This is a genomic window from Mesorhizobium sp. BH1-1-5 (assembly GCF_020165615.1).
Classification (GTDB): Bacteria; Pseudomonadota; Alphaproteobacteria; order Rhizobiales; family Rhizobiaceae; genus Mesorhizobium.
Genome location: NZ_JAIUIM010000009.1, coordinates 159,290 through 181,607 on the forward strand (window position 1 = coordinate 159,290; position 22,318 = coordinate 181,607).

Sequence of the window (22,318 nt, forward strand, 5' to 3'; positions counted from 1 at the left end):
TGATTTAGAAAATCGTAAGGGTTTTCAAAAGGCTGCATAAACCCTGCTTTAACCCGCCTTTAAACCGCCGCATCTAGTCTTCAACCCGAACGCCATCGGCACCGGGGCAGCAAGCAAGAGCGTATGGCGAACCGCAGAGACAGTCGCATCGAACCGAGCTTCGAGGGATCGCCGCGCGCGAAATCCTCCGAAGGCTTTTCGGTCAGCGAGGAGGATCGCGTCGTGCCGGGCAGCCGTAAATCCGCTTCCAGGGGTAAATCCGCTAAGGCGAAATCGCGCGGCCGCGGCCGTGGTCGAAGCGAAAGCCGGCGCGGGCTGCTCGGCATCGCTACCCGCCTGGTCTACTGGTGCTTCGTGCTGTGCATCTGGGGCGGCATCGCGGCGGCCGGCGTCGTCGTCTATTACGGCGCCAAGATGCCGGCGGCGACGACGTGGTCGGTTCCCGACCGCGCGCCCAACATCAAGATCGTCTCGGTCGATGGCAACCTGATCGCCAATCGCGGCGCGTCGGGCGGCGAGGCCGTCGGCCTGCACCAAATGTCGCCCTATATCCCGGAGGCCGTCGTCGCCATCGAGGACCGCCGCTTCTACTCGCATTTCGGCATCGACCCGATCGGCCTGTCGCGCGCCATGGTCACCAACCTTCTAGGCGGGCATTTCTCGCAGGGCGGCTCGACGCTGACGCAGCAGCTGGCGAAGAACCTGTTCCTGACGCCGGACCGCACGCTGGAGCGCAAGGTGCAGGAAGTGCTGCTCGCGCTCTGGCTCGAGCACAAGCACAGCAAGGACCAGATCCTGGAAATGTACCTCAACCGGGTCTATTTCGGCTCGGGCGCCTATGGCGTCGAGGCGGCTTCGCGGCGCTATTTCGGCAAGAGCGCGCGCGACGTGACGCTTTCGGAAGCCGCGTTGCTGGCTGGCCTGCTCAAGGCGCCGTCCAAGCTGTCGCCGGCGCGCGATCCGAAGGCGGCCGAGGAGCGGGCGCAGCTGGTGCTCGCGGCCATGCGCGAGACCGGCAAGATCAGCGACAAGGAATACAAGACCGCGCTGAGCGCGCCAGCGACGCGCGCGCCGTCCTACTGGACCGGCTCGGAAAACTACGTCGCCGACACGGTGATGGACGAACTTCCCGACCTGATCGGCGACGTGCGCGGCGACATCGTCATCAACACCACCGTCGACCTCAACCTGCAGAAGCTTGCCGAACAGTCGATCCGCCGGCTGATCGACGAGAGCGGCAAGAAGCTCAACGTCAGCCAAGGCGCGCTGGTGTCGATCGACGATTCCGGTGCGGTGCGCGCCATGGTCGGCGGCTATGATTATTCGACCAGCCAGTTCGACCGCGCCTCGGAAGCGCGCCGGCAGCCAGGCTCGGCCTTCAAACCCTTCGTCTACATGGCGGCGCTCGAGGCCGGCCGCACGCCGGACAGCATCCGCAACGACGCGCCGATCAAAATAGGCAAATGGACGCCGGACAATTATGGCGGCAAATATTACGGCAAGGTCACGCTGGCGACGGCGCTGGCCAAGTCGCTGAATTCGGTGGCGGCGCAGCTCACCATGGAGGTCGGGCCCGACGCCGTGGTCGAGGCGGCGCATCGCATGGGCATCCAGTCCGACCTGCAAGCCAACACCTCGATCGCGCTCGGCACGTCGGAAGTGACGCCGCTGGAATTGACCTCGGCCTACGTGCCTTTCGCCAATGGCGGCTACAAGCCCGACATCCACTTCATCCAGCGCATCACCACCGCCAGCGGCAAGGTGCTCTACGAGGGCAGCACCGGCAGCGCGCCGCGCGTCATCAAGGCCGATATCGTCGGCATGATGAACTCGATGATGACCGGCACGGTCGAGGTCGGCACCGCCAGGAAGGCGGCGTTCAACTGGCCTTCGGCCGGCAAGACCGGCACCAGCCAGAATTCGCGCGACGCCTGGTTCGTCGGCTACACCGCCAACCTCACCACGGGCGTGTGGTTCGGCAATGACGACGGCAGCCCGATGAAGAAGGTCACCGGCGGCGCCTTGCCGGCGCAGGCCTGGCACGAATTCATGGTGGCCGCGCATGAGGGCGTTCCAGTCAGGCCGCTGCCCGGCACCTGGAAGTCGACGCCGTCCGATACGATCGTGCCGGACGAGATCCCGTCGGCGGACGCCTCGCAGCCGCCGCCAGCACCGCCCGCGGCCGTCGGCCAGTCACAGCCGGTCGCTCCGGCGCCGGCGCCGGTCCGTCAGGCGCGCCCGGCCCAGACCGTCGATGCGGACGGCTTCGACATGCCGAGCGACAAGGGGTCGACCGCCTCGATCAAGCATCCGGTGCCGCCCGGCAATGTCGGCGGCCCGACCAAGAAGCGGCAGACTTCCATCCTCGACATCCTCGGCGGTGGCTAGAGCGGCAACTTCGCCTCTCGTAATGGCAAGCGCCTTCGGCTACATGTCCGGCCGGAGACCAAGCCCATGGCCGAAATCGACAGCAGAAAAACCATCGTGCTCACCGGCGCCAGCCGGGGCATCGGCCATGCGACGGTCAAGCGCTTTTCGCGCGAGGGCTGGCGCGTCATCACCTGCTCGCGCCAGGCTTTCGCCGAGGATTGCCCGTGGCCGGCCGGCCCCGAGGACCACATCAAGGTCGATCTCGCCGACCAGGAAGATGTCGGCATCGCGGTTTCGGAAATCCGTCACCGGCTGGAGGCGCACGGCGGACAGCTCAACGCGCTGGTCAACAATGCCGGCATCTCGCCGAAGCTGAAGGACGGCAACAGCCGCATGAATTCGATCGAGACGCCGATGCATGTCTGGCGCGACGTCTTCCAGGTCAATTTCTTCGCGCCGATCATGCTGGCCAGGGGACTGTTCAAGGAACTCGCCACCGCCAAGGGCTCGATCGTCAACGTCACCTCGATCGCCGGCACCAGGGTGCATCCGTTCGCCGGCACGGCCTATGCGACATCCAAAGCGGCGCTCGGCTCGCTGACGCGCGAGATGGCGCATGATTTCGGCCCGCACGGCATCCGCGTCAACGCGATCGCGCCGGGCGAGATCGACACCGCGATCCTGTCGCCCGGCACCGACAGAATAGTCGAGGCGATCCCGCTGAGAAGGCTGGGCGCCACGTCGGAAGTGGCAGACATCATCTATTTCCTGTGCTCCGGCCAGTCGTCCTACGTGACCGGCTCGGAAATCCACATCAATGGCGGCCAGCACGTGTGACGTCAGGCCATTGTGAGGACCGCCTTGCCGCTGAAGCTGCGCTGTCTGAGCGCGCCCAGGGCTTGGCCGATGTCCGTCCACGGCATGGCCATGGCCACGCGGGTTTCGAGCCGGCCGGCCGCGACCAAACCAAACAGCCAGGCGATGTCGGCGCCGATGGCTGAACCGGACGTGTAGTAGGCGAAAGTCTGAAGCCTCGCGCCTTCGTGGCCTGGAACGAACTGGCGGAACCCAACGGGCGTGAGCTCGCCGCTGCTCGAGCCGAACATGACGATGGTCCCGCCGGGTGCCACGCGTCCGATCGCATCGGCGAGGCTTTTGCCGCCGACCGACTCGGTGATCAGCGAAAACGGCCCCTCGGCCAGTTCGATCGACTCGGCGACCTGTCCCGCACCCAGATGGCGAAGATCATCATGGTGCCGGGCCGAGGCGATCGCCGTCACCGAAGCGCCTTGCTCGCGGGCGATCTGGATCTGGAAGCGGCCGACCGCCCCGCTTGCCCCGGTGATCAGGACCCGCTGGCCGGCGAGATCGCCGCCATGACGCAAGGTCCTCAGCGCTGTCGTGCCCGCCACCGGGAGCGTGGCGGCGGAGGCGAAGCTGACGGCGTCCGGCAGCACGGCGAGACGGTCGGTCGGAACGGCGACGCGCTCGGCCCAGCCGGCCTGGTCGACCAAAGCCGCAACCCGCGCGCCCGCGGCCGGGCCTGAGCCATCGGCCGCCGCGCGTTCGACGATGCCGACAATGTCCTGGCCAGGTATCCAGCCGTCGGGGCGCATGCCGAGCAGGCGCAGCTCACCACGATTCAACGATGTTGCATGAACAGTCACCAATGCTTCATTCGCGTTGCAGTTTGGCTCGTCAGCCTCGGTGAGCTTCAGCCTGTTGGAGCTGTCTGAAGAGATAGCAAGAGCAAGCATGGACCACCTTTGAAATGACGCCTGGGAGTCGCGATCGATCGCGACGGAACGGCTCGAACCTATCGACTTTCGCGGTTGAAGAATTTAGAGATAAAGCCAGATGATCGCTAAAAGCAGTCAAGCATGAGGCAGCCGCTACGCTGGCCCTGGTCGAACTTCGACGTCGACGACGTGGCCGCGCCGGCGATCGTCGTCGGCGTCGACGTGACCGAGAGAAGGGCCGAGGTACCGGCACATTGGCATCGCAAAGGGCAGCTCGTCTTCGCGCTCGGCGGCGGCGTCACCTGCCGCGTTCCGAGCGGGCTTTGGATGGTGCCGCCGCACTGCGGGGTGTGGGTGCCGAGCCGCATGGAACACAGCAACGTCGCGACGGCGAACGCCCGGATTTTCTTCGTCTATATCGAGCCCGGCGCCACCGACCTGTCGGAACAGTGCTGCACGCTTTCGATCTCGCCGCTGCTGCGCGAGCTGATCATCGAGCTGTCGGAATGCGCGCCGGACGAGCCGAGATGCGATTTTCTGGGAAAAGTCCTTCTTGCCGAGTTGCCGCTCATGCCGGTTCAGCAATTGCATTTGCCGATCTCGGCCGAGCCGCGGCTGCGGCGGATCGCCGAAGCGCTGGCAAACGATCCAGCCAACCGCAGCACGCTGGCGGAGTGGGCGGATCGCGTGGCGCTCAGCGAGAGCAGCCTGGCTCGCCTTGTCGTCAAGGAGACGGGTTTGAGTTTCGGCCGCTGGCGCCAGCAGCTGCATCTGATCGTGGCGCTCAGGGAACTGTCCGCCGGCGCCAGCGTGCAGCAGGTGTCGGGCGATCTCGGATACGAGTCCGTCACCGCCTTCATCACCATGTTCAAGAAGGCACTGGGCAAGCCACCGGCAAAATATCTCAGCGATATCGCGCAGAATGGCGGTTCCGCGTTCGTGGCCTGATATCGATCAGGCAGGTTGCGGGTCGACCTCGATGGCGGAAGCGACCGGGACCGTGGCCTTGCCGGTCACCGCCTCGACGATCCCGCGCGCGATCTCGCGCTCGCCCATGATCACGGTATCGGCGCCGAGGCCTTTCAGATGCTCGACCTCGGCGTCGGAATGAGCGCGGGCAATGACGTTGATCGCCGGATTGGCCGCGCGGGCCCTGAGCACAACCTGCCCCGCCTCGAAGGCGTTGGGGATGGCGAGGATCAGCCGCCTGGCGCCTTCCGGATTGGCGGCCGCGAAGACATCGGCGTTGGCAGCGTTGCCGGGGACGGTTTCGACGCCGTCCGCCTTCAGCTTGGCCAGCGTCTTGTCGGCATCCTCGATGACCAGGAAGGGCAGGGCGGCTTCCTTCAGCGCGACCCCCACTAGGCTGCCGACGCGGCCATAACCGATCAGGATGGAGTGGCCGGCGAGCGTCGTTTTCGGCGGCGGGCCGTCGTCCTTTCCCGGAACTGCCTGGACCGAAGCGACCTGGCCGGGCTCGGTCGCCGGACCGATAGGCCTTACCTCCTCGGGCGCGGCAGGTTTGCCGGCGCCTTTTTCGAGCCACGGCTTCATCCAGTCGACGACCAGGAACATCAGCGGATTGAGCAGGATCGACAGGATGGCGCCGGCCAGGATCAGGTCGCGGCCCTGTTCGGGCAACAGTTTCAGGCCGACGCCAAGCTCGGCCAGGATGAAGGAAAACTCGCCGATCTGGGCAAGGCTCGCCGAAATCATCAGCGCAGTCGCGATCGGATAGCGAAACGCGATCACGATGACGAAGGCCGCGATCGACTTGCCGATGATGATGATGGCCAAGGTGGCGAGGATCGGCAGGCCGTTGCTGATCAGGCTGAACGGGTCGAACAGCATGCCGACCGAGACGAAGAACAGCACCGAGAAGGCGTCGCGCAGTGGCAGCGATTCCTCCGCCGCGCGGTGGCTGAGCTCGGACTCGCTCATGATCATGCCGGCGAAGAAGGCGCCGAGCGCCAGCGAGACGCCGAACAGCTTCGCCGCGCCGAAGGCGACGCCGAGCGCAATCGCCAGCACGGAGAGCCGGAACAGCTCGCGGGAGCCGGTATGGGCGACGTAATGCAGGATCCACGGAATGACCCTGCGGCCAACCACCAGCATGACGACGACGAAGGCGGCGACCTTGGCGAGCGTGATGCCGACCACGCCCCATATGCCGTAGCTGGCGGGCAGCGAAAGCAGGCTCGCATGGTCATCGACCTGCGGCTGGCCGCCGAGCACACCGGCGAGCGCCGGCAACAGCACCAGCGCCAGCACCATGGCAAGATCCTCGACGATCAGCCAGCCGACGGCGATGCGGCCGCGTTCGGTCTCGATCAGCCGCCGCTCCTGCAGGGCGCGCAAAAGCACCACGGTCGAAGCTACCGAAAGCGCCAGGCCGAAGACCAGGCCGGCGCCCAGCGACCAGCCGAGCAACCAGGCAAGCCCGACACCGAGCAGCGTGGCAAAGCCGATCTGCACGATGGCGCCCGGCACGGCGATGGCGCGGACGGATAGAAGGTCCTTCAGCGAAAAATGCAGGCCGACGCCGAACATCAAAAGGATGACGCCGATTTCCGCGAGCTCGTTGGCAAGGCTGGCGTCGGCGACGAAGCCGGGCGTGTTCGGACCGACAAGGACGCCGGCGACGAGATAGCCGACAAGTGGCGGGATGCGGAAACGGTTGGCTAAAGCCCCGAAGACGAAAGCAAGCCCCAGACCGGCGACGATGGTGGCGATAAGGGGAGTGTCATGCGGCATTGTCTATGGAGCGCCTTTCGAGATTCGCGATGTCGGATGGGCGCCCGCCAAGGCCGTCGCCTTCGGCAATATGGTGGAGGGAGCGGCGATGATGCAACCACCGCGGCGCAGAAATCGACGCGGAAGCAGGGGTGTGCCGCGCAAAATCGACGCCACGCCGCCGAAGAGACGGCTTCGAGACGTGATCCAGCCTCGAAGCCGCTTTCTTTTCGCCGCCTTATGCCGCCTGCAACAGGTTCTCGATATCCGAAACCGTGTGGTTGGTGAGCGTCTTGGGGATTTCGGCCTGCACCTTCCCGCTCACCTCCTTGTGCAGTTTCTGGCGTATCTCGCCAAGCACCTGCGGCGGCGCGATCAGCACGACCGCGTCGAACGCGCCGCGATGCGCAAGCTTGTACAGCCGGTCGGCAATCTCGACAGCGAAGCGCTCCTTGCCGAGGCGGTGCCAATCGGTTTCTTCGACGGCGCCGCGGGGGCCTTCGTTGCTCTGGCGGCCCGGCTTGTCGCTGCCTTGCTCGCGCGTGGCCGGATTCTCCTGCTCCATCTCTTGCACCACTTCCAGGTTCGGGAACTTGTTGTCGCCCTGGTTGCGAAGGAAGAGCGCCTTTTCGCCGTCGGCCACGACGACCCATAATCCGTGCTTCAGCCTGATGCTCATGGCGTTCCTCCTTGTGCGCGTGATTGCCGACCGATGGAGTTCGGGATCGGCAGGATGGATCGCTAGGCAAACGAGCCGCGGAGCATGATTGTTCCGATCTGGCGGTGGCGCTTCGATGATCTCAATCGACGAGGCCGGATGCCGATCCGGCAAGGTCGCCTTTAATCTACTAACTTAGTAGAATTTAGAAAAAACTGTTTTGCGGCTTCCCCAGTTCGGCGCTAAAAATTACGGCGGATCAAGGCGGTCTCTTATGCTGCCCTGACTGTTTTATTCTCAAAGTAGAATTTTTTTCTCTTGGCTTTCGCGGTTGCGAAAAAGCGATTGCCTGCCGTTCGGCGGCGCGCGAGTGCTTGCCTTCTGGTTTTTGGCGTGGCTGCGTAAAACTGCCAAACTGTTCCAGTATTGCTCATCGCCATGCCGCCAACCAACGCCAAGCTCAATACCTTTCCCGTCTTCATGCGGGTCGACGGCGAAGCCGTAGCCATCGTCGGCAATGGCGAGGAAGCGCTTGCCAAGGCGCGGCTGCTTTCGCAATCGAGCGCGGTGCTGCGCATCGTTGCCGACAATGCCGGCGGCGGCCTGCTGGATTTCATCGCGTCGACCGGCGCCGTTCACATCGATGCGGCCTACGAGGCCGCGCATCTCCAAGGCGCCGCCCTGGTGTTCGCCGCGAGCGGCGACGAGGCGCTCGACCGCCGCGTCGTCGAGGACGCGCGCCGGCTGGGTATTGCGGTCAACGCCGTGGATCGCCCGGAGCTCTGCGATTTCTTCACCCCGGCGCTGGTCAACCGCGCGCCGGTCGCCATTGCCATCGGCACCGAAGGGGCGGGACCGGTGCTGGCGCAGATGCTGCGCGGGCGCATCGACCGCATGCTGTCGCCGTCGCTCGGCCGGCTGGCGGCTCTTGCCGCGTCCTTCCGCGCCTCAGCCGAGAGCCTGCCGAAGGGCAATCGCCGCCGTCGCTTCTGGAGCGATTTCTTCGCCGGCGCGCCGGCCAGGGCCGTCGAAGCCGGCGAGCTCGCCGAAGCGCATGGCGCGGCGCTCGAGCTCCTGGCTCAGGATGCTCCGGTCGAGGGATATATCGCGCTGGTCGGCGCCGGTCCCGGAGCGGAGGACCTTTTGACCTTGCGCGCGCATCGCCTGCTGATGGAGGCCGATGCCATCGTCTACGACGCGCTGGTGCCGGAAGCGATCGTCGGCATGGGCCGCCGCGACGCCGAGCGGCTGCCGGTCGGCAAGCGCAAGGGCTGCCATTCGAAGAGCCAGGAAGAGATCAACGCGCTGCTCGTCGAGCTGGGCCGCGCCGGCAAGCGCGTGGTGCGGCTGAAGTCCGGCGATCCGCTGGTGTTCGGACGCGCCGGCGAGGAAATGGCAGCGCTTCGCGAGGCCGGGATCGCCTACGAGGTGGTTCCGGGCGTCACCGCCGCCTTCGCCGCCGCCGCCGATTTCGAGCTGCCGCTGACGCTGCGCGGCGTTTCGTCCTCGATGGTGTTCACCACCGGCCACGATCTCAAGGGCAATTCGCTGCCCGACTGGGCAAAGCTTGCCATCTCGGGTGCGACCGTCGCCGTCTATATGGGCCGCTCGGTCGCGGCCGAAGTCGCCGGCCGGCTGATCGAAGCGGGACTGTCGCCGGACACCGCCGTCGCCGTCGTCGAGAACGCCAGCCTCGGCACCCGCCGCCGTTTCCACGGCACGCTGGCCGACCTGCCGTCGCTGGAAGAGCGCGCCGACCTCACCGGCCCGGTGATGACGATCATCGGCGACGCCGTTGCCGGCGCCAATTTTGAACAATCCGAGCCGCTTGCGGCACATAGACGTGAAGATACGGGGCATGAGGGCGCGGCGTCAGCCGTCGCCGAAGGAGTTGAGCAATGAAGGTACTGACCGCGAACAGGCTCTCCGACGGCATTGCCGTCTGGTACGCCGATGGCGGCTGGGCGGAGACGGTCGGTCATGCCGATATCGCCCATGACAAGGCGGCGGAAGACCGGCTGGAAGCGATCGGCGCCGCGGCCGCCGCCAACAATGAAGTCCTGGACGTCAACGTGATCGACGTCACGGTTGTCGATGGTTTGGTCGAGCCGGTGCGGCTGCGCGAGAAGATCCGCGCCGCGGGCCCGACCATCCACCCCGATCTCGGCAAGCAAGCCGAACGAGCCGCTTAAATCCAAGGAAGGCAACGGGCGGACGCGCCTGGAAAGACGAAGCATGTACCGTTACGACGAGTTCGACCACGATTTCGTTCAGGCCCGCGTCGCCGAGTTCAGCGACCAGGTAAAGCGCCGGCTCGCCGGCGAGATCAGCGAGGACCAGTTCCGGCCGCTCCGGCTGATGAACGGCGTCTATCTGCAGCTGCATGCCTATATGCTGCGCATCGCGGTGCCCTACGGCACGCTGAACAGTGGGCAATTGCGCATGCTCGGCCATATCGCGCGCAAATACGACAAGGGCTACGGCCATTTCACCACGCGCCAGAACCTGCAGTTCCACTGGCCGGCGCTCGCCGACGTTCCGGCGATCCTGGCCGATCTCGCCAGCGTCGAGATGCATTGCATCCAGACCAGCGGCAATTGCATCCGCAACGTCACCGCCGACCACTTCGCCGGGGCGGCCGCGGACGAGGTCGCCGATCCGCGTCCCTACGCCGAAATCCTGCGGCAATGGTCCTCGGTTCATCCGGAATTCTCGTTCCTGCCGCGCAAGTTCAAGATCGCGGTGACTGGGGCCGAGCGCGACCGGGCTGCCATCCAGGCGCATGACATCGGCCTGCACCTGAAGAAGAACGCGGCCGGCGAGCTGGGTTTTGCCGTCTATGTCGGCGGCGGCTTGGGCCGCACGCCGATGGTCGCCAAGAAGATCCGCGACTTCCTGCCGGAAGCCGAGTTGCTGTCCTACTGCACGGCGATCCTGCGCGTGTACAACCTCTACGGCCGCCGCGACAACAAGTACAAGGCGCGCATCAAGATCCTGGTGCACGAGACCGGCGTCGAGGAGATCGTACGGCAGATCGAGGCCGAATGGCAGGAGCTCAAGGACACCGAGCTGAAGTTGCCGGAGGCCGACATCGCGGCCATCAACGCCTATTTCGCGCCGCCGGCGCTGTCGGCACGGCCGGAAGGCGATGCTCTCGTCAAGCAGGCACGTCTCGACTCCAAAGGCTTTTCGGAATGGCTCGACCAGAATGTCGTGACGCATCGTCACCCCGACTACGCGGCGGTGACGATTTCGCTCAAGGGCATCGGCGAGGTGCCCGGCGACGTCACCGACAGCCAGATGGAAGCCGTCGCCGACATCGCCGAGAAGTACGCCTTCGACGAATTGCGGGTCAGCCACGAGCAGAACCTGATCCTGCCGCATGTGGCGCGCGCCGATCTCAAGGCGGTCTATGACGCGCTTGTCGAGATCGGCCTGGCGACGGCCAATTCCAACCTGATCAGCGACATCATTTCCTGCCCGGGCCTCGATTATTGCGCGCTCGCCACGGCACGCTCCATTCCGGTGGCGCAGGAAATCTCGCGCCGCTTCGCTTCGCTCGAGCGGCAGCGTGAGATCGGCGAATTGAAGCTGAAGATCTCCGGCTGCATCAACGCCTGCGGCCACCACCATGTCGGCCATATCGGTATCCTGGGTGTGGAGAAGAAGGGTTCCGAGCTCTACCAGGTGACGCTTGGCGGCTCGGCCGACGAGAACACCTCGGTCGGCGAGATCATCGGCCGCGGCTTCTCCTCGGAAGAGATCACCGATGCCATCGAGCAGATCGTCGATACCTATCTCGGCCTTCGGCTCAATCCCGACGAACGTTTTATCGACGCCTACCGCCGTGTCGGTCCCGCGCCGTTCAAGGAGGCGCTCTATGCTGGCGAAACTAAGGCCGCTTGACCGGGTGGGCGGCGTCGAGGCCGGCATTGCCGCGGAAGCGGCGGGGCTTGACGCGCTGCACGGCCATCTGAAGCCGATCGAGATCATCGAGCGCTCGGTGCGCGAAGCCTTCCGCGGCGAGGTCGCCGCCGTGTCGTCCTTCGGCGCGGACTCCGCCGTGCTGCTGCACATGATTTCGGAGATCGACCGTACCCTGCCCGTGATCTTCCTCGACACCGGCAAGCATTTCGACGAGACGCTCGGCTATCGCGACGCGCTGGTCGCCGATTTCGGCCTGACCGATATCAGGGTGATCAAGCCGGAGGAGGCGGCGTTAGAACGTGTCGACCCGACCGGCAGGCTACATGAGACCGACACCGATTCCTGCTGCAACGTGCGCAAGGTCGAGCCGCTGGCGCGCGGCGTCGAGCCGTTCCGCGCCTGGTTCACCGGGCGCAAGCGCTTCCAGGCGTCGACGCGGGCGGCACTTCCGGTCTTCGAGGCGGTCGGCTCGCGCATCCGCATCAACCCGCTGGCGCGTTGGACGACGTCGGACCAGGCCGACTATATGCGTGCGCACGCGCTGCGCGAAAATCCTCTGGTCGCCTATGGCTATCTTTCGATCGGCTGCTTTCCCTGCACGCAGCCGGTGCAGCCGGGCGAGGATGCGCGCAGCGGCCGCTGGGCTGGCCACGCCAAGACAGAGTGCGGCATCCATTTGTCGGGCCTGGAGAAGTCGCTGACCGACGCCTCACTTTAGGGTATATCGCTATCCACGTGATGCCGGTTCGCAAGCGGCGGCTTCCGGTTGCTGGCGGCCTGCCGGCTCGCTGGGACAATTTTGAACTTTAGGATTTTTGATGATTGGATCGACGACAGCGGGGACCCGCCTCTGGACCACGGACGGTTTTCGCGAGGACGAGTGGACCCACGCCGAAGGCGCCGAGGCGCTCGCCGGCAATGGCCGCTTCATCCTGCCGCTGCAGGCGTTTCTCGGGCTTGATGAGGAGGTCCGCAAGTCGGCCCGCGAGCGCCTCGGCGTTCTGCTGCAGCCGGGCGACGAGCTCGACAAGATAACCGGCCTGCTGGACCAGCTGTCGCTGGTGGCGCTCGCCTTCCCGGCCTTCAATGACGGCCGCTCCTTTTCCAAGGGCGAATTGCTGCGGGCCCGGCATCATTTCAAGGGCGCGGTGCGCGCCACCGGCCAGGTGCTGGTCGACCAGCTGCCGCATATGCTGCGGCTCGGCTTCGACGAGTTCGAGGTCTCCAATCCGGTGCTGTTGAAGCGTCTTGAGGAAGGCCGGACCGGTGGTCTGCCGGTGTACTATCAGCCAGCCGTGGAGCAGGAGCCCAAGGGGCCGAAATATTCCTGGCGGCGCAAGCGACCGAGCTAACGCGGCGGCATCTTTACAAATCGCGCCGGCAGGCATTCTCTCGGGTAAACGGACGGAAACATCCGCCGGGGGGAGAAGATGCGCTACGACTATGTCATCGCCGGCGGCGGCTCCGCCGGCTCGGCGCTTGCCGCCAGGCTTTCCGATGACCCATCGAAGACGGTCTGCCTGCTCGAGGCGGGCGGCGTCGGCAAGGATCTGCTGATCCGCGCGCCGGCCGGCATCATCGCCCTGCTGCCGGGGCGGCCGAAGATCAACAACTGGGCTTTCGCCACAGTGCCGCAAGAGGGCCTCAACGGCCGCAGGGGCTAGCAGCCGCGCGGCAAGGCCCTGGGCGGCTCCAGCGCCATCAACGCCATGCTCTACCGCCGCGACTATGACGAATGGGCCGGTCTCGGCTGCAATGGCTGGTTGTGGGACGAGGTGCTACCCTATTTCCGGCGCGCCGAGGGGCAACCAGCGCGGCACCGATGCCCTGCATGGCGGCGACGGGCCCCTGAGGGTCGCCGAGCAGCAGGAACCGCGCGCGATCTCCAGCGCTTTCGTCGAGGCTTGCGGCGAAAACCAGATCAGGCGCAACGACGACTTCAACGGGCCGGAGCAGGAAGGGGCTGGCCTCTATCAGGTGACGCAGTTCTGGGGCGAGGGCCGAAACGGCGAGCGCTGCTCGGCGGCGGCCGCCTATCTGCATCCAGCGATCGGCCGGCCGAACCTCACCGTGGTCACCGGCGCGCATGCGACGCGCGTCGTCCTCGACGGCAAGCGCGCCACAGGCGTGCGCTATCGTATCGGCAAGAGCGAAGCGGTCGCGGAAGTCAGACGCGAGGTCATCCTGTGCGGCGGGGCGTTCGGTTCGCCGCAGATGCTTCTGCTCTCGGGCATCGGTCCGGCGGTCGAGCTCGCGGCGCATGGTATTCCGCTCGTCCACGAATTGCCCGGCGTCGGCCGGAATCTGCAGGACCATCTCGATTTCATCCTCGCCTGGAAGTCGCGGGAGACGGATCTGATGGGCATCGGCCTGCGCGGCATGCCGGGCCTGATCAGGCACATGCTGCGCTGGCGCAAGGACGGCACCGGCATGATCGCCACCCCTATGCCGAAGGCGGCGCTTTCCTCAAATCCGACCCGGCGATCGAGCGTCCCGACCTGCAATTGCATTTCTGCATCGCCATCGTCGACGACCATGGCCGCAAGCTGCATATGGGCTACGGCTTTTCCTGCCATGTCTGTGTGCTGAGGCCGCATTCCCGCGGCGAGGTGGGGCTGATGAGCGCGGATCCGCTAGCGCCGCCGCGCATCGACCCGCGCTTCCTAGAGGACGAGCGCGACGCCGACCTTCTACTCAGGGGCGTGCGGATGATGCGCGCCATATTGGAAGCGCCGGCGCTGGCGAAATATCGCGCCAGGGAAATCTACACCGCCGGCACTTCAAGCGATGCCGACCTGATGGCGCATATCAGGGCGCGCGCCGACACGATCTACCACCCTGCCGGCACCTGCAAGATGGGCATCGACGACATGGCCGTGGTCGATCCGAAGCTCAAGGTTCGCGGGCTGGAAGGGCTGCGTGTGGTCGATGCCTCGGTGATGCCTACCTTGATCGGCGGCAACACCAATGCGCCCACGATCATGATCGCGGAGAAGGCCGCGGACATGATCCAGGCAGCGACCTGATCCTGCCGGTCTTGGTCGGACCAGTCTCTTCGGTTTTCCCTCCATAGCGTTCTCTTTACGCGCCAATCGATAGTGCGAAATCCATCTGGTCAGACCAGCCATACGATTCGTGCTTCCCCTTTGATCGTCTTGCCCTTAGGATAGAGTTATTATTTCGCGATCCGAAATAAATAACCAGCTAAGGGAGGAAGCAGCATGGCAGGCAAGAAAATATTGATGCTCGTTGGCGAGTTCAGCGAGGAGTACGAGATTTTCGTCTTTGAACAGGCCATGCACGCGGTCGGCCACACCGTCCATGTCGTGTGTCCCGACAAGAAGGCCGGCGATGTGCTCAAGACCTCATTGCACGACTTCGAGGGCCACCAGACCTATACCGAAAAACTCGGCCATGACTACATCCTCAACAAGACCTTCACCGAGGTGAACCCTGCCGACTACGACGCGGTGTACGCGGCGGGCGGGCGCGGGCCGGAATATATCCGCATCGACAAGCGCGTGCAGGCGCTGGTCAGGCATTTCCATGAAACAGGCAAGCCGATCTTCACCATCTGCCATGGCGCTCAGATCCTGATCGCGGTCGATGGCGTGGTGCGCGGCAAGGAAGTCGCGGCGCTGCATTACTGCGAGCCGGAAGTGACGCTTGCCGGCGGCATCTATATCGATGTCGCGCCGACCGGCGCGCATGTCGACGGCAATCTGGTTTCAGCCAAGGGCTGGCCGGGCCTTGCCGCCTTCATGCGGGAATGCCTGAAAGTGCTCGGCACCGAGATCCGCCACGGCGAAGCGCTGATGCGTGACGACCGCAAGGCGGCCTGAAACTTGTTTTTTGCGCAATTCCGGACGGAAGGCTACGGCGAAGTCGCCGAGCCCAACCGCTACACACGTTTCCTGGAATTGCTCTAATTGCGGCGTACGGCTATTGACGCCTTCCGCCGCCCGCAGTCTTCGCCTCGGCGTTGTCGAGGCGGTCAAGCAGGTCGCTCAGCCGCTGGGGCACCTTCTTTTCCAAGCGAAATGCCGGCAAGGTGCGCATGAAGCGCTTCGTCGCTTCGCTGCCCGCTTGCCGCCTGATATCGTTGGCCAATTCGGCGCGCCTGTTGCCGTTGTTGCCGTTCATCGTCCCAAAATCCTGTGTCGGCTTCGAAACTCCTCCAGCCCGCTTATGGTTCCCGCAACGGCATTTGAGGGCAAGCAAAGCTGTGTGATACGGTAAAATTTGAATTAATTTGAAACGATGGCCCGACATCCGCGGCCAGCGCTTACCCCTTGATTTTTGACGCCCAAACCTCGATATCGGGCGCAAATCCAGACCAATCCGAATGACGGGAAACGCGATGAGCGACCAGGCAAAAGACGAACGCACGCCCGAAGATATGGAAGCCACCCAGGCTTCCGGCGAGCGTGCGGAAGGTGGCGTCGACGGCGACTACGAAGCGCTGGTGCGGCTGCTGAAGGAAAACGAGGAACTGAAGGACCGCGCGCTGCGCACCGCGGCCGAGATGGAGAATTTGCGGCGGCGCACCGCGCGCGACGTTCAGGACGCCCGCGCCTACGCCGTCGCCAATTTCGCGCGCGACATGTTGTCGGTGTCCGACAATCTGCGCCGCGCGCTGGACGCGATCCCCGCCGAGGCGAAGGCTGGCGGCGACGCCGGCTTCAAGTCGCTGATCGAAGGCGTCGACCTCACCGAGCGCGCCATGCTTTCGGCGCTGGAGCGCCATGGCGTGAAGAAACTCGCGCCCGAAGGCGAGAAGTTCGATCCGAACTTCCACCAGGCGATGTTCGAGGTGCCGAATCCGGAAGTTCCGGCCGGTACCGTTGTCCAGGTGGTGCAGCCTGGCTATTCGATCGGCGAGCGCGTGCTGCGGCCGGCGATGGTCGGCGTCGCCAAGGGCGGCCCGAAGGCAACCGGCGAGGCGAAGGTCGAGCCGGGCCCGGTGAACGAGCAGGCCGAGAAGGATGCTTGATAGTGAGTAGCGAATAGGGAGTAGTGAGTAGGGGACTGATATTTCTCTGCGGCTTCGTGCTATTCCTCTACTCACTTTTCGCTACTCACTACTCGCTCACCCAATGAACCCCATCGCGTTGCTCGACTATGCCGGCGTCGCCGTCTTCGCGGCGACGGGCGCGCTTGCCGCATCGCGCAAAGAGCTCGACATCATCGGCTTTCTGTTCCTGGCCAGCGTCACCGGCATCGGCGGCGGGACGTTGCGCGACGCCATCCTCAACCTGCCGGTGTTCTGGGTCGCCAACAGCGGCTATGTGCTGATCTGCGCCGTCGTCGCGGTGCTGGTCTTCTTCAGCGCGCACCGGTTCGAATCGCGCTACAAATTGCTGCTCTGGCTCGACGCCATCGGACTTGCCGCGTTCTCCGTGATGGGCGCGGCCAAGGGGCTGGCGATCACCGGCTCGCCGGTCGTGTCGGTCGTCATGGGCGTGCTGACGGCGACCTTCGGCGGCATCTTGCGCGACCTGCTTGCCGGCGAGCCTTCGGTGCTGCTCAGGCCAGAAATCTATGTGACGGCCGCCCTTGCCGGCGCCACCATCTTCACGCTTGGCGATCTTGCCGGCCTGCCGGCGCTGGCCTCCAGCCTGCTCGGCTTCGCGGGCGCGTTCATGGTGCGCGGCGGGGCGCTTAAATTCGGCTGGTCGTTTCCGGCCTATAAGAGCCGGCCGGGACGGAGGCCGGAAGACATCCCCTAAGCGAGTAGCGAATAGGGAGTAGCGAGTAGAGAGTAGAGATTACCCGAGATAGCGTTTCCATTCGCTATTCGCTATTCGCTATTCGCTATGCCGCGAAGCGCTGCCCTTCGCCGCCATAGTAATTGACGTAGCGGGCGCCGATCTCCTTGACCGGCATGACGACGAAGACGTCGACGGTCGAGAATTCGTGGTCGATGACGCAGCCGTCGCCGATGCGAGCGCCGACGCGTAGGTAGCCCTTGACCAGCGGCGGCATGGCGGCGATCGCCGCCTTGGTGTTCACCGCCTCGATCGGCATCAGGTCCATGGAGCAGTAGCGTCCCGGAACCGCGCGAACGTCCCAGGCGGAGTTGGTGCGGCAATGATGGGCGAGATAGGTCAGCGCCTCGGCATGCGCCGCCGGCACGATGCCATGGAAGGAGGCGCAGCCGGTCATCACGCCGATGTCGTAGTGGTTGATATAGGCCCAGATGCCCTGCCAGAGCGCCTCGATGGTGCGCTTGGAGCGGTATTCCGGCAGAACGCAGGAACGGCCGAGCTCGAGGAAGCGCTGGCCGGGGTGCCTGGCGATCAGCTTGGTGAGCTCGAACTCGCCCTCGGAATAGAAGCCGCCGGCGGTCGCGGCGATCTCCTGCCGCAGCAAGCGATAGGTGCCGACGATGCGGCGATGCTCGGGACCGGGAAGGGAGGTGTCCAACACAAGAAGGTGATCGCAGAGCGGGTCGAAACGGTCGGCGTCGCGCCGGTCCTGCGCCTGGAAAAGGTCCTTCCTCGCGCCAAGCTCGTCGTAGAATACCCGATAGCGGACTTCCTGCGCGGCGGCGATCTCGGCCTCGTTGCGGGCGAGCCGCACCTCGAGATTGCCGATGCGGCCCAGCGGAGCACCGCTTGCGACGGCGTCGGCGCTACGGGCAGCGAGCAGGGCGCCGCCGGCGTTCGGCCGAGTGTCACATTCAGGCACGACTGTATGCACGAGTGATTCTCCTTCGAGCCATCCCTCTTGGCACGGGGATACGGTGTAGGTGCAACAGGATTGTGACAGTACCGTGATACGACGTGGCGGGCAATACTTTGTCGGCTGGGCAATACCATCAACCGGCTATCTTGTGGCCGCGAAAGCCAAGCGTGCCAAGGCGTTTCAAGCGTTAAAAATTTCCTCAGGCGGCAACCTGGCCCTCGACCGCCTGGACGAGCGCGTCCGGGTCGAGCGGCTTGGTGACGAAACCGCTGGCGCCGTGGGCGAGCACGGCATGCCGGGTCTTTTCCTGGCTGTCGGCAGAGAGCACCATGATCGGGATCGGCGGCATGGCGAGCGACTCTTCATGGCGACGGATGGCGGCGATCGCGTCCAGCCCGTCCATGACGGGCATATGCAGGTCCATCAGCACCACGTCGAAGCGGAACTTCAGGCCGGCATCGGTAACGGCATCGACCGCGGCCTTGCCGTTGCCGACGATCTTGACGCGATGCCCGGCCTTGAGCAGCGTGGCGCGGGCGAGCATGGCGTTGATGTCGTTGTCTTCCGCGATCAGCACCGACAAGCCCTGGTCCCGCTTGCGCGCCGAGGAAGCCTCGCGCGGCTGTGGCTGCGGCTGGGCAAGCGCGGAGCCATGGCTGGTCAACAGCACCCGCAGCAGGGTTTCGCCGCGCACCGGCCTGGCGAGGAAAGTGGCGTAGCCGCTGGCGCGGAATTCGCCGAGCATGCCGCGATCCGTCGGCGCGATCAGGGTGATGGCCTCGCAGTCGGCGAAGCCTGAGTCGCGCAGCCGCTTGAGCAGCCTGCCGTCGCTGTTTTCGAGCGCGGCGTCGATCAGGAGCACGTTGCAGCCGGCAGCGAAGGGAGCGGCCTGGCTTGGTGTCGCCGCGATCTCGACGATGCCGCCATGGGCCCTGATCGCGCGGGCGATGGCATCGGCCTCGACGGCGTTTTTCGACACGATCACCGCCCGCCGGTCGGCAAGGATGTTGTGGCGATGCGGCGGCGGCTCGGTCGCCGCGACCGCCGGAAGCTCGAGGACGAATTCGGACCCTTCGCCGAGCCGGCTCGAAACCGAGATCGTGCCGCCCATCGCGGTGGCCAGCCGCTTCGAGATGGCAAGACCGAGACCCGCGCCGCCATGCACCCTGGTCGAGGTGCCGTCGGACTGTTCGAACTCCTCGAAGATGCGCTCCATGTCCTCTTCGCGTAGGCCCGGGCCGGTGTCGGCGACGGTGAAGCAGATGCGGTCGGTGGTCTCGGTGCGGGCGCGCGCCACGGTGAGCAGTACGCCGCCCGTGTCGGTGAACTTCACCGCATTGCCGATGAGGTTGATCAGCACCTGGCGCACGCGGCCGGGATCGGCGGTGATCATCTGCGGCACGTCGGGCTCGACATGGCAGCCAAGGCCGATGTTCTTGGCGAAGGCCTTTGCGGCCAGGAGCTCGATGATGTTGTCGGCGATTTCGCGCAGCGAGGTCGGCTGCGGCTCGGGCTCGAAGCGGCCGGCCTCGATCTTGGAATAGTCGAGCAGGTCCTCGATGAGCGCGAGCAGCGCGCTGGCCGAGGTGGAAACGGCGCCGACATAGGTGCGCTGTTCGGGCGAGAGGTCGGTGTCGGCAAGCAGCTTCGCCATGCCCATGATGCCGTTCATCGGCGTGCGGATCTCATGGCTGACGGTGGCGAGGAAGCGCGACTTGGCCTGGCTGGCGTATTCGGCGCGCTCGCGCGCGGTGATCAGCGAGGATTCGGCGCGCTTGCGGGCGGTGATGTCGCGGGCAATCGCCCGGTGCGAGACCGCGCCCGTGTCCTTGTCGCGCACCGACAATTCGATCCAGGAGAACCAGCGCGGCCCGTTCGGGGTGCGGATCGCGACATCGGTGGAACTCAGACATTCATGATCGGAGAAGGCGGCGTCGGGAACGACGCCGACATCGATGCCGAGCTCGGACAAGGTCTTGCCGGCAAGATCGCGCGCGTCGACCTCGACAAGCGAGGCAAAGACGGTGTTGGCATAAACGATATGGCCGTCGCGATCGCGATGGACGACGAGGTCGCCAAGCGCGTCGATCAGGCCGCGGAAGCGCTCCTCGCTCTCCTGCATCTCCCACATGCGGTCGGCGAGAGTCTCGATCTCGGCGCGGCTGCGGGCGGCGGTCTCGTCGAGAAGCGCTGCGGTGCGCCGCTCGTCGCGACGGTTGCGCAGATGCATGGCCAGGCCGGCAAGCGCCGCGGCGGCGAGGCCGATGGTGACGATGATCGGCGCTCCGGTGAGATGCGCCAGGCCAGCCAGGACGGCGATGGCGACGATTGTCAGGAACGGCAGACCTTCGTGGCTGGCCGCGGGCAATTCGGGAGCCAGCGGCGGCGCGACGAGCACCTGCCGCTTCGGCGCATCGGGGATGAGCCTGTCAGCGCCCGCGGCTTTGCTGTCCTGTCTGATGTCGGAGTCCGCGACCATGCGCAGACCATGCCAGACAGAAATTATGGAACACTGGGAGGGATCGTTCGAATTTTAGCGATCGCGCGGATTCCGGCCGCCCGCATGCGCGGGCAAAACCGGGACTTTGCGGGGTCTGGCCGTTGTTTCCAAGCAATTGCGGACGGAAGGCTACGGGCCTAACCGCCGCGTACTTTTCCTGGAATTGCTCCAGCTACATATCGACGACGACGCGGCCCCTGACCTTGCCTTCGACGATGTCTCGCGCGGCGGCGACGATGCCGTCGAAACCGACCGTGTGCGACAATGTCGACAGCTTCTTCAAGTCGAGATCGGTGCCGATGCGGCGCCATGCCTCCAGGCGGACCGCTTTCGGCGCCATCACCGAATCGATGCCGAGCAGCGAGACTCCGCGCAGGATGAAGGGCGCGACGCTTCCCGGCAGGTCCATGCCGCCGGCCAGGCCGCAAGCGGCGATCGCGCCGCCATAGGAGGTCATCGACAGCGCGTTGGCCAAGGTGTGGCTGCCGACCGAATCGACGCCGCCTGCCCAGCGCTCCTTGGCGAGCGGCTTCGCGGGCTGGCTGAGCTCTTCGCGCGAGATCACCTCGGCCGCGCCGAGGTCGATCAGATAGGGGCTTTCGGCGTTGCGGCCGGTGGAGGCGATGACATGGTAGCCGAGGCTCGACAGGATCGAGATGGCGACCGAGCCGACGCCGCCGGCGGCGCCCGTGACCACCACCGGGCCGCGGTCGGGCACGATGCCGTGCCGCTCCAGCGCCATGACGCAGAGCATGGCCGTGTAGCCTGCCGTGCCGACGGCCATCGCATCATGCGCGCTCATGCCCTCGGGCAGTGGCACCAGCCAGTCACCCTTGACGCGGGCGCGGCCGGCATAGGCGCCGTAATGCGTCTCGCCGACGCCCCAGCCGTTGAGGATCACCTTATCGCCCTTGCGCCAGTCGGCATGCGAGGAGGAGATCACGGTGCCGGCGAAATCGATGCCTGGAACCAGCGGCCATCGGCGCACGACCGGCGCCTTGCCGGTGATGGCGAGCCCGTCCTTGTAGTTCACCGTGGTGGCCTCGACGGCGACGGTGACATCGCCTTCCATCAGGTCGGCCTCGGTGAGGTCGACGATATCGACGGACTGCTTCTTGTCCGCATCGCGCGAAACGAGGATGGCTTTGAAGGTATCTGACACTTTTTTCTCCTCGTTTTAACTCTGAACCAACTGTGCGGCGACCGCCGCTCGAGGTCAATCTTGCGACGGCTTCGGCTGGCGACGCCAGCCGATCAGCTCGTCGAAGACGACCAGAGCCGCGCCGACCGAAATGAAGGTGTCGGCGAGGTTGAACACCGCGAAGGACCAGACCGGCGTGTGGAATAGGATGTAGTCGATGACGTGGCCGTAGGCGGCGCGGTCGATGAGGTTGCCGAGCGCGCCGCCGATGATCAGCGCAAAGCCGATGCGGGCGACGACATGGCCAGCAGGCGTGCGCGTGGCGAGATAGAGCACGAAGGCGACGACCAGCACGGCGATAACCACCAGGCCGGTATCGCCGAAGGACTGGAACATCGAGAAGGCAATGCCGGTGTTGTAGGTGCGAAACAGCGCCAGGAACGGCAGCAGATCGACCTTCTCCTGAAAGGCGAGGCCGTTCTCGACCAGCTGCTTGATCCACTGGTCGAGCGCAATGGCGATGACGACCAGCACGACATAAGGGGACCAGGATTTCACTTAGC

19 protein-coding genes and 1 pseudogene are annotated in these 22,318 nt (G+C 65.3%); 12 read left to right on the forward strand and 8 right to left on the reverse strand.

Features of this window, described 5'->3' with window-relative positions:
- The first annotated feature begins 123 nt into the window (after positions 1 to 123).
- On the forward strand, positions 124 to 2,388 hold the full coding sequence (locus LB572_RS14455) for a transglycosylase domain-containing protein (protein ID WP_224668181.1): 2,265 nt from the start codon (positions 124 to 126) through the stop codon (positions 2,386 to 2,388).
- Positions 2,389 to 2,454: 66 nt separating this feature from the next.
- A complete protein-coding gene (locus tag LB572_RS14460) occupies positions 2,455 to 3,207 on the forward strand; it encodes an SDR family NAD(P)-dependent oxidoreductase (RefSeq protein WP_140803332.1) in 753 nt (250 codons plus the stop codon).
- A 2-nt stretch (positions 3,208 to 3,209) separates the two neighbouring features.
- Here the strand turns inward: LB572_RS14460 and LB572_RS14465 are convergent, their stop codons facing one another.
- Complete coding sequence (locus tag LB572_RS14465) at positions 3,210 to 4,127, reverse strand: zinc-binding dehydrogenase (RefSeq protein WP_224668182.1); 918 nt, start codon at positions 4,125 to 4,127, stop codon at positions 3,210 to 3,212.
- 123 nt (positions 4,128 to 4,250) lie between these two features.
- Between LB572_RS14465 and LB572_RS14470 the strand changes: the two genes are divergently transcribed.
- Complete coding sequence (locus LB572_RS14470; RefSeq protein ID WP_224668183.1) at positions 4,251 to 5,057, forward strand: AraC family transcriptional regulator; 807 nt, start codon at positions 4,251 to 4,253, stop codon at positions 5,055 to 5,057.
- Between the two features lie 6 nt (positions 5,058 to 5,063).
- Here the strand turns inward: LB572_RS14470 and LB572_RS14475 are convergent, their stop codons facing one another.
- Together LB572_RS14475 and LB572_RS14480 are read right to left on the reverse strand one after the other, a co-directional pair.
- Entirely contained in the window at positions 5,064 to 6,863 is a 1,800-nt protein-coding gene (locus LB572_RS14475; RefSeq protein ID WP_224668184.1) for a cation:proton antiporter, read from the reverse strand.
- Positions 6,864 to 7,080: 217 nt separating this feature from the next.
- Positions 7,081 to 7,521, reverse strand: coding sequence for a host attachment protein (locus tag LB572_RS14480; protein ID WP_224668185.1), 441 nt, complete (start codon positions 7,519 to 7,521; stop codon positions 7,081 to 7,083).
- A 417-nt stretch (positions 7,522 to 7,938) separates the two neighbouring features.
- Here LB572_RS14480 and cysG point away from each other — a divergent pair, with 417 nt between their 5' ends.
- The 7 genes and pseudogenes from cysG to LB572_RS14525 all read left to right on the forward strand — a co-directional run bounded on the left by cysG (position 7,939) and on the right by LB572_RS14525 (position 15,269).
- Positions 7,939 to 9,402 (forward strand): siroheme synthase CysG, encoded by a 1,464-nt coding sequence (cysG, locus tag LB572_RS14485; protein WP_224668186.1) that lies wholly within the window; start codon positions 7,939 to 7,941, stop codon positions 9,400 to 9,402.
- The gene (locus LB572_RS14490) at positions 9,399 to 9,692 is read left to right on the forward strand and encodes a DUF2849 domain-containing protein (RefSeq protein ID WP_224668187.1); all 294 of its coding nucleotides are present in this window, start codon (positions 9,399 to 9,401) and stop codon (positions 9,690 to 9,692) included. The genes cysG and LB572_RS14490 overlap by 4 nt, the downstream gene beginning before the upstream one ends.
- Positions 9,693 to 9,735: 43 nt before the next feature.
- Positions 9,736 to 11,406 (forward strand): nitrite/sulfite reductase, encoded by a 1,671-nt coding sequence (locus LB572_RS14495; RefSeq protein ID WP_224668188.1) that lies wholly within the window; start codon positions 9,736 to 9,738, stop codon positions 11,404 to 11,406.
- Positions 11,381 to 12,145, forward strand: a complete 765-nt coding sequence (locus tag LB572_RS14500) for a phosphoadenylyl-sulfate reductase (RefSeq protein WP_224668189.1) — start codon at positions 11,381 to 11,383, stop codon at positions 12,143 to 12,145. Before LB572_RS14495 ends, LB572_RS14500 begins: the two co-directional genes overlap by 26 nt.
- Positions 12,146 to 12,245: 100 nt before the next feature.
- A complete protein-coding gene (locus LB572_RS14505; protein WP_224668190.1) occupies positions 12,246 to 12,779 on the forward strand; it encodes a DUF934 domain-containing protein in 534 nt (177 codons plus the stop codon).
- A 78-nt stretch (positions 12,780 to 12,857) separates the two neighbouring features.
- Positions 12,858 to 14,453: pseudogene (locus LB572_RS34400) on the forward strand (GMC family oxidoreductase).
- Between the two features lie 195 nt (positions 14,454 to 14,648).
- The gene (locus LB572_RS14525) at positions 14,649 to 15,269 is read left to right on the forward strand and encodes a DJ-1/PfpI family protein (protein ID WP_224668191.1); all 621 of its coding nucleotides are present in this window, start codon (positions 14,649 to 14,651) and stop codon (positions 15,267 to 15,269) included.
- Positions 15,270 to 15,369: 100 nt separating this feature from the next.
- Here the strand turns inward: LB572_RS14525 and LB572_RS14530 are convergent, their stop codons facing one another.
- Positions 15,370 to 15,570 (reverse strand): hypothetical protein, encoded by a 201-nt coding sequence (locus LB572_RS14530; RefSeq protein ID WP_140803322.1) that lies wholly within the window; start codon positions 15,568 to 15,570, stop codon positions 15,370 to 15,372.
- A 217-nt stretch (positions 15,571 to 15,787) separates the two neighbouring features.
- Here LB572_RS14530 and grpE point away from each other — a divergent pair, with 217 nt between their 5' ends.
- Together grpE and LB572_RS14540 are read left to right on the forward strand one after the other, a co-directional pair.
- Positions 15,788 to 16,420 carry a nucleotide exchange factor GrpE gene (gene grpE / locus LB572_RS14535; protein WP_140803321.1) on the forward strand — a complete coding sequence of 211 codons (633 nt, stop codon included), beginning with the start codon at positions 15,788 to 15,790 and terminating at the stop codon, positions 16,418 to 16,420.
- A 103-nt stretch (positions 16,421 to 16,523) separates the two neighbouring features.
- Complete coding sequence (locus tag LB572_RS14540; RefSeq protein ID WP_140803320.1) at positions 16,524 to 17,156, forward strand: trimeric intracellular cation channel family protein; 633 nt, start codon at positions 16,524 to 16,526, stop codon at positions 17,154 to 17,156.
- 85 nt (positions 17,157 to 17,241) lie between these two features.
- Here the strand turns inward: LB572_RS14540 and LB572_RS14545 are convergent, their stop codons facing one another.
- From LB572_RS14545 to lspA, 4 genes are all read right to left on the reverse strand, one after another.
- On the reverse strand, positions 17,242 to 18,129 hold the full coding sequence (locus LB572_RS14545) for a GNAT family N-acetyltransferase (RefSeq protein WP_140803319.1): 888 nt from the start codon (positions 18,127 to 18,129) through the stop codon (positions 17,242 to 17,244).
- Between the two features lie 184 nt (positions 18,130 to 18,313).
- Positions 18,314 to 20,593: a PAS domain-containing sensor histidine kinase gene (locus tag LB572_RS14550; RefSeq protein ID WP_140803318.1), complete on the reverse strand. Its 2,280-nt coding sequence runs from the start codon at positions 20,591 to 20,593 to the stop codon at positions 18,314 to 18,316.
- Positions 20,594 to 20,786: 193 nt separating this feature from the next.
- Positions 20,787 to 21,776 (reverse strand): MDR family oxidoreductase, encoded by a 990-nt coding sequence (locus LB572_RS14555; protein WP_224668192.1) that lies wholly within the window; start codon positions 21,774 to 21,776, stop codon positions 20,787 to 20,789.
- Positions 21,777 to 21,830: 54 nt separating this feature from the next.
- Complete coding sequence (lspA, locus tag LB572_RS14560) at positions 21,831 to 22,313, reverse strand: signal peptidase II (protein WP_224668193.1); 483 nt, start codon at positions 22,311 to 22,313, stop codon at positions 21,831 to 21,833.
- Positions 22,314 to 22,318: the final 5 nt, after the last annotated feature.

Coding starts and splice junctions, on each gene's coding strand:
- LB572_RS14540 (WP_140803320.1), top strand. CDS start 16,524: ATGAACCCCATCGCGTTGCTCGACTATGCCGGCGTCGCCGTCTTCGCG.
- LB572_RS14500 (WP_224668189.1), top strand. CDS start 11,381: ATGCTGGCGAAACTAAGGCCGCTTGACCGGGTGGGCGGCGTCGAGGCC.
- LB572_RS14455 (WP_224668181.1), top strand. CDS start 124: ATGGCGAACCGCAGAGACAGTCGCATCGAACCGAGCTTCGAGGGATCG.
- LB572_RS14470 (WP_224668183.1), top strand. CDS start 4,251: ATGAGGCAGCCGCTACGCTGGCCCTGGTCGAACTTCGACGTCGACGAC.
- LB572_RS14465 (WP_224668182.1), bottom strand. CDS start 4,127: ATGCTTGCTCTTGCTATCTCTTCAGACAGCTCCAACAGGCTGAAGCTC.
- LB572_RS14495 (WP_224668188.1), top strand. CDS start 9,736: ATGTACCGTTACGACGAGTTCGACCACGATTTCGTTCAGGCCCGCGTC.
- LB572_RS14530 (WP_140803322.1), bottom strand. CDS start 15,570: ATGAACGGCAACAACGGCAACAGGCGCGCCGAATTGGCCAACGATATC.
- grpE (WP_140803321.1), top strand. CDS start 15,788: ATGAGCGACCAGGCAAAAGACGAACGCACGCCCGAAGATATGGAAGCC.
- LB572_RS14480 (WP_224668185.1), bottom strand. CDS start 7,521: ATGAGCATCAGGCTGAAGCACGGATTATGGGTCGTCGTGGCCGACGGC.
- cysG (WP_224668186.1), top strand. CDS start 7,939: ATGCCGCCAACCAACGCCAAGCTCAATACCTTTCCCGTCTTCATGCGG.
- LB572_RS14490 (WP_224668187.1), top strand. CDS start 9,399: ATGAAGGTACTGACCGCGAACAGGCTCTCCGACGGCATTGCCGTCTGG.
- LB572_RS14475 (WP_224668184.1), bottom strand. CDS start 6,863: ATGCCGCATGACACTCCCCTTATCGCCACCATCGTCGCCGGTCTGGGG.
- LB572_RS14460 (WP_140803332.1), top strand. CDS start 2,455: ATGGCCGAAATCGACAGCAGAAAAACCATCGTGCTCACCGGCGCCAGC.
- LB572_RS14505 (WP_224668190.1), top strand. CDS start 12,246: ATGATTGGATCGACGACAGCGGGGACCCGCCTCTGGACCACGGACGGT.
- LB572_RS14550 (WP_140803318.1), bottom strand. CDS start 20,593: ATGGTCGCGGACTCCGACATCAGACAGGACAGCAAAGCCGCGGGCGCT.
- LB572_RS14525 (WP_224668191.1), top strand. CDS start 14,649: ATGGCAGGCAAGAAAATATTGATGCTCGTTGGCGAGTTCAGCGAGGAG.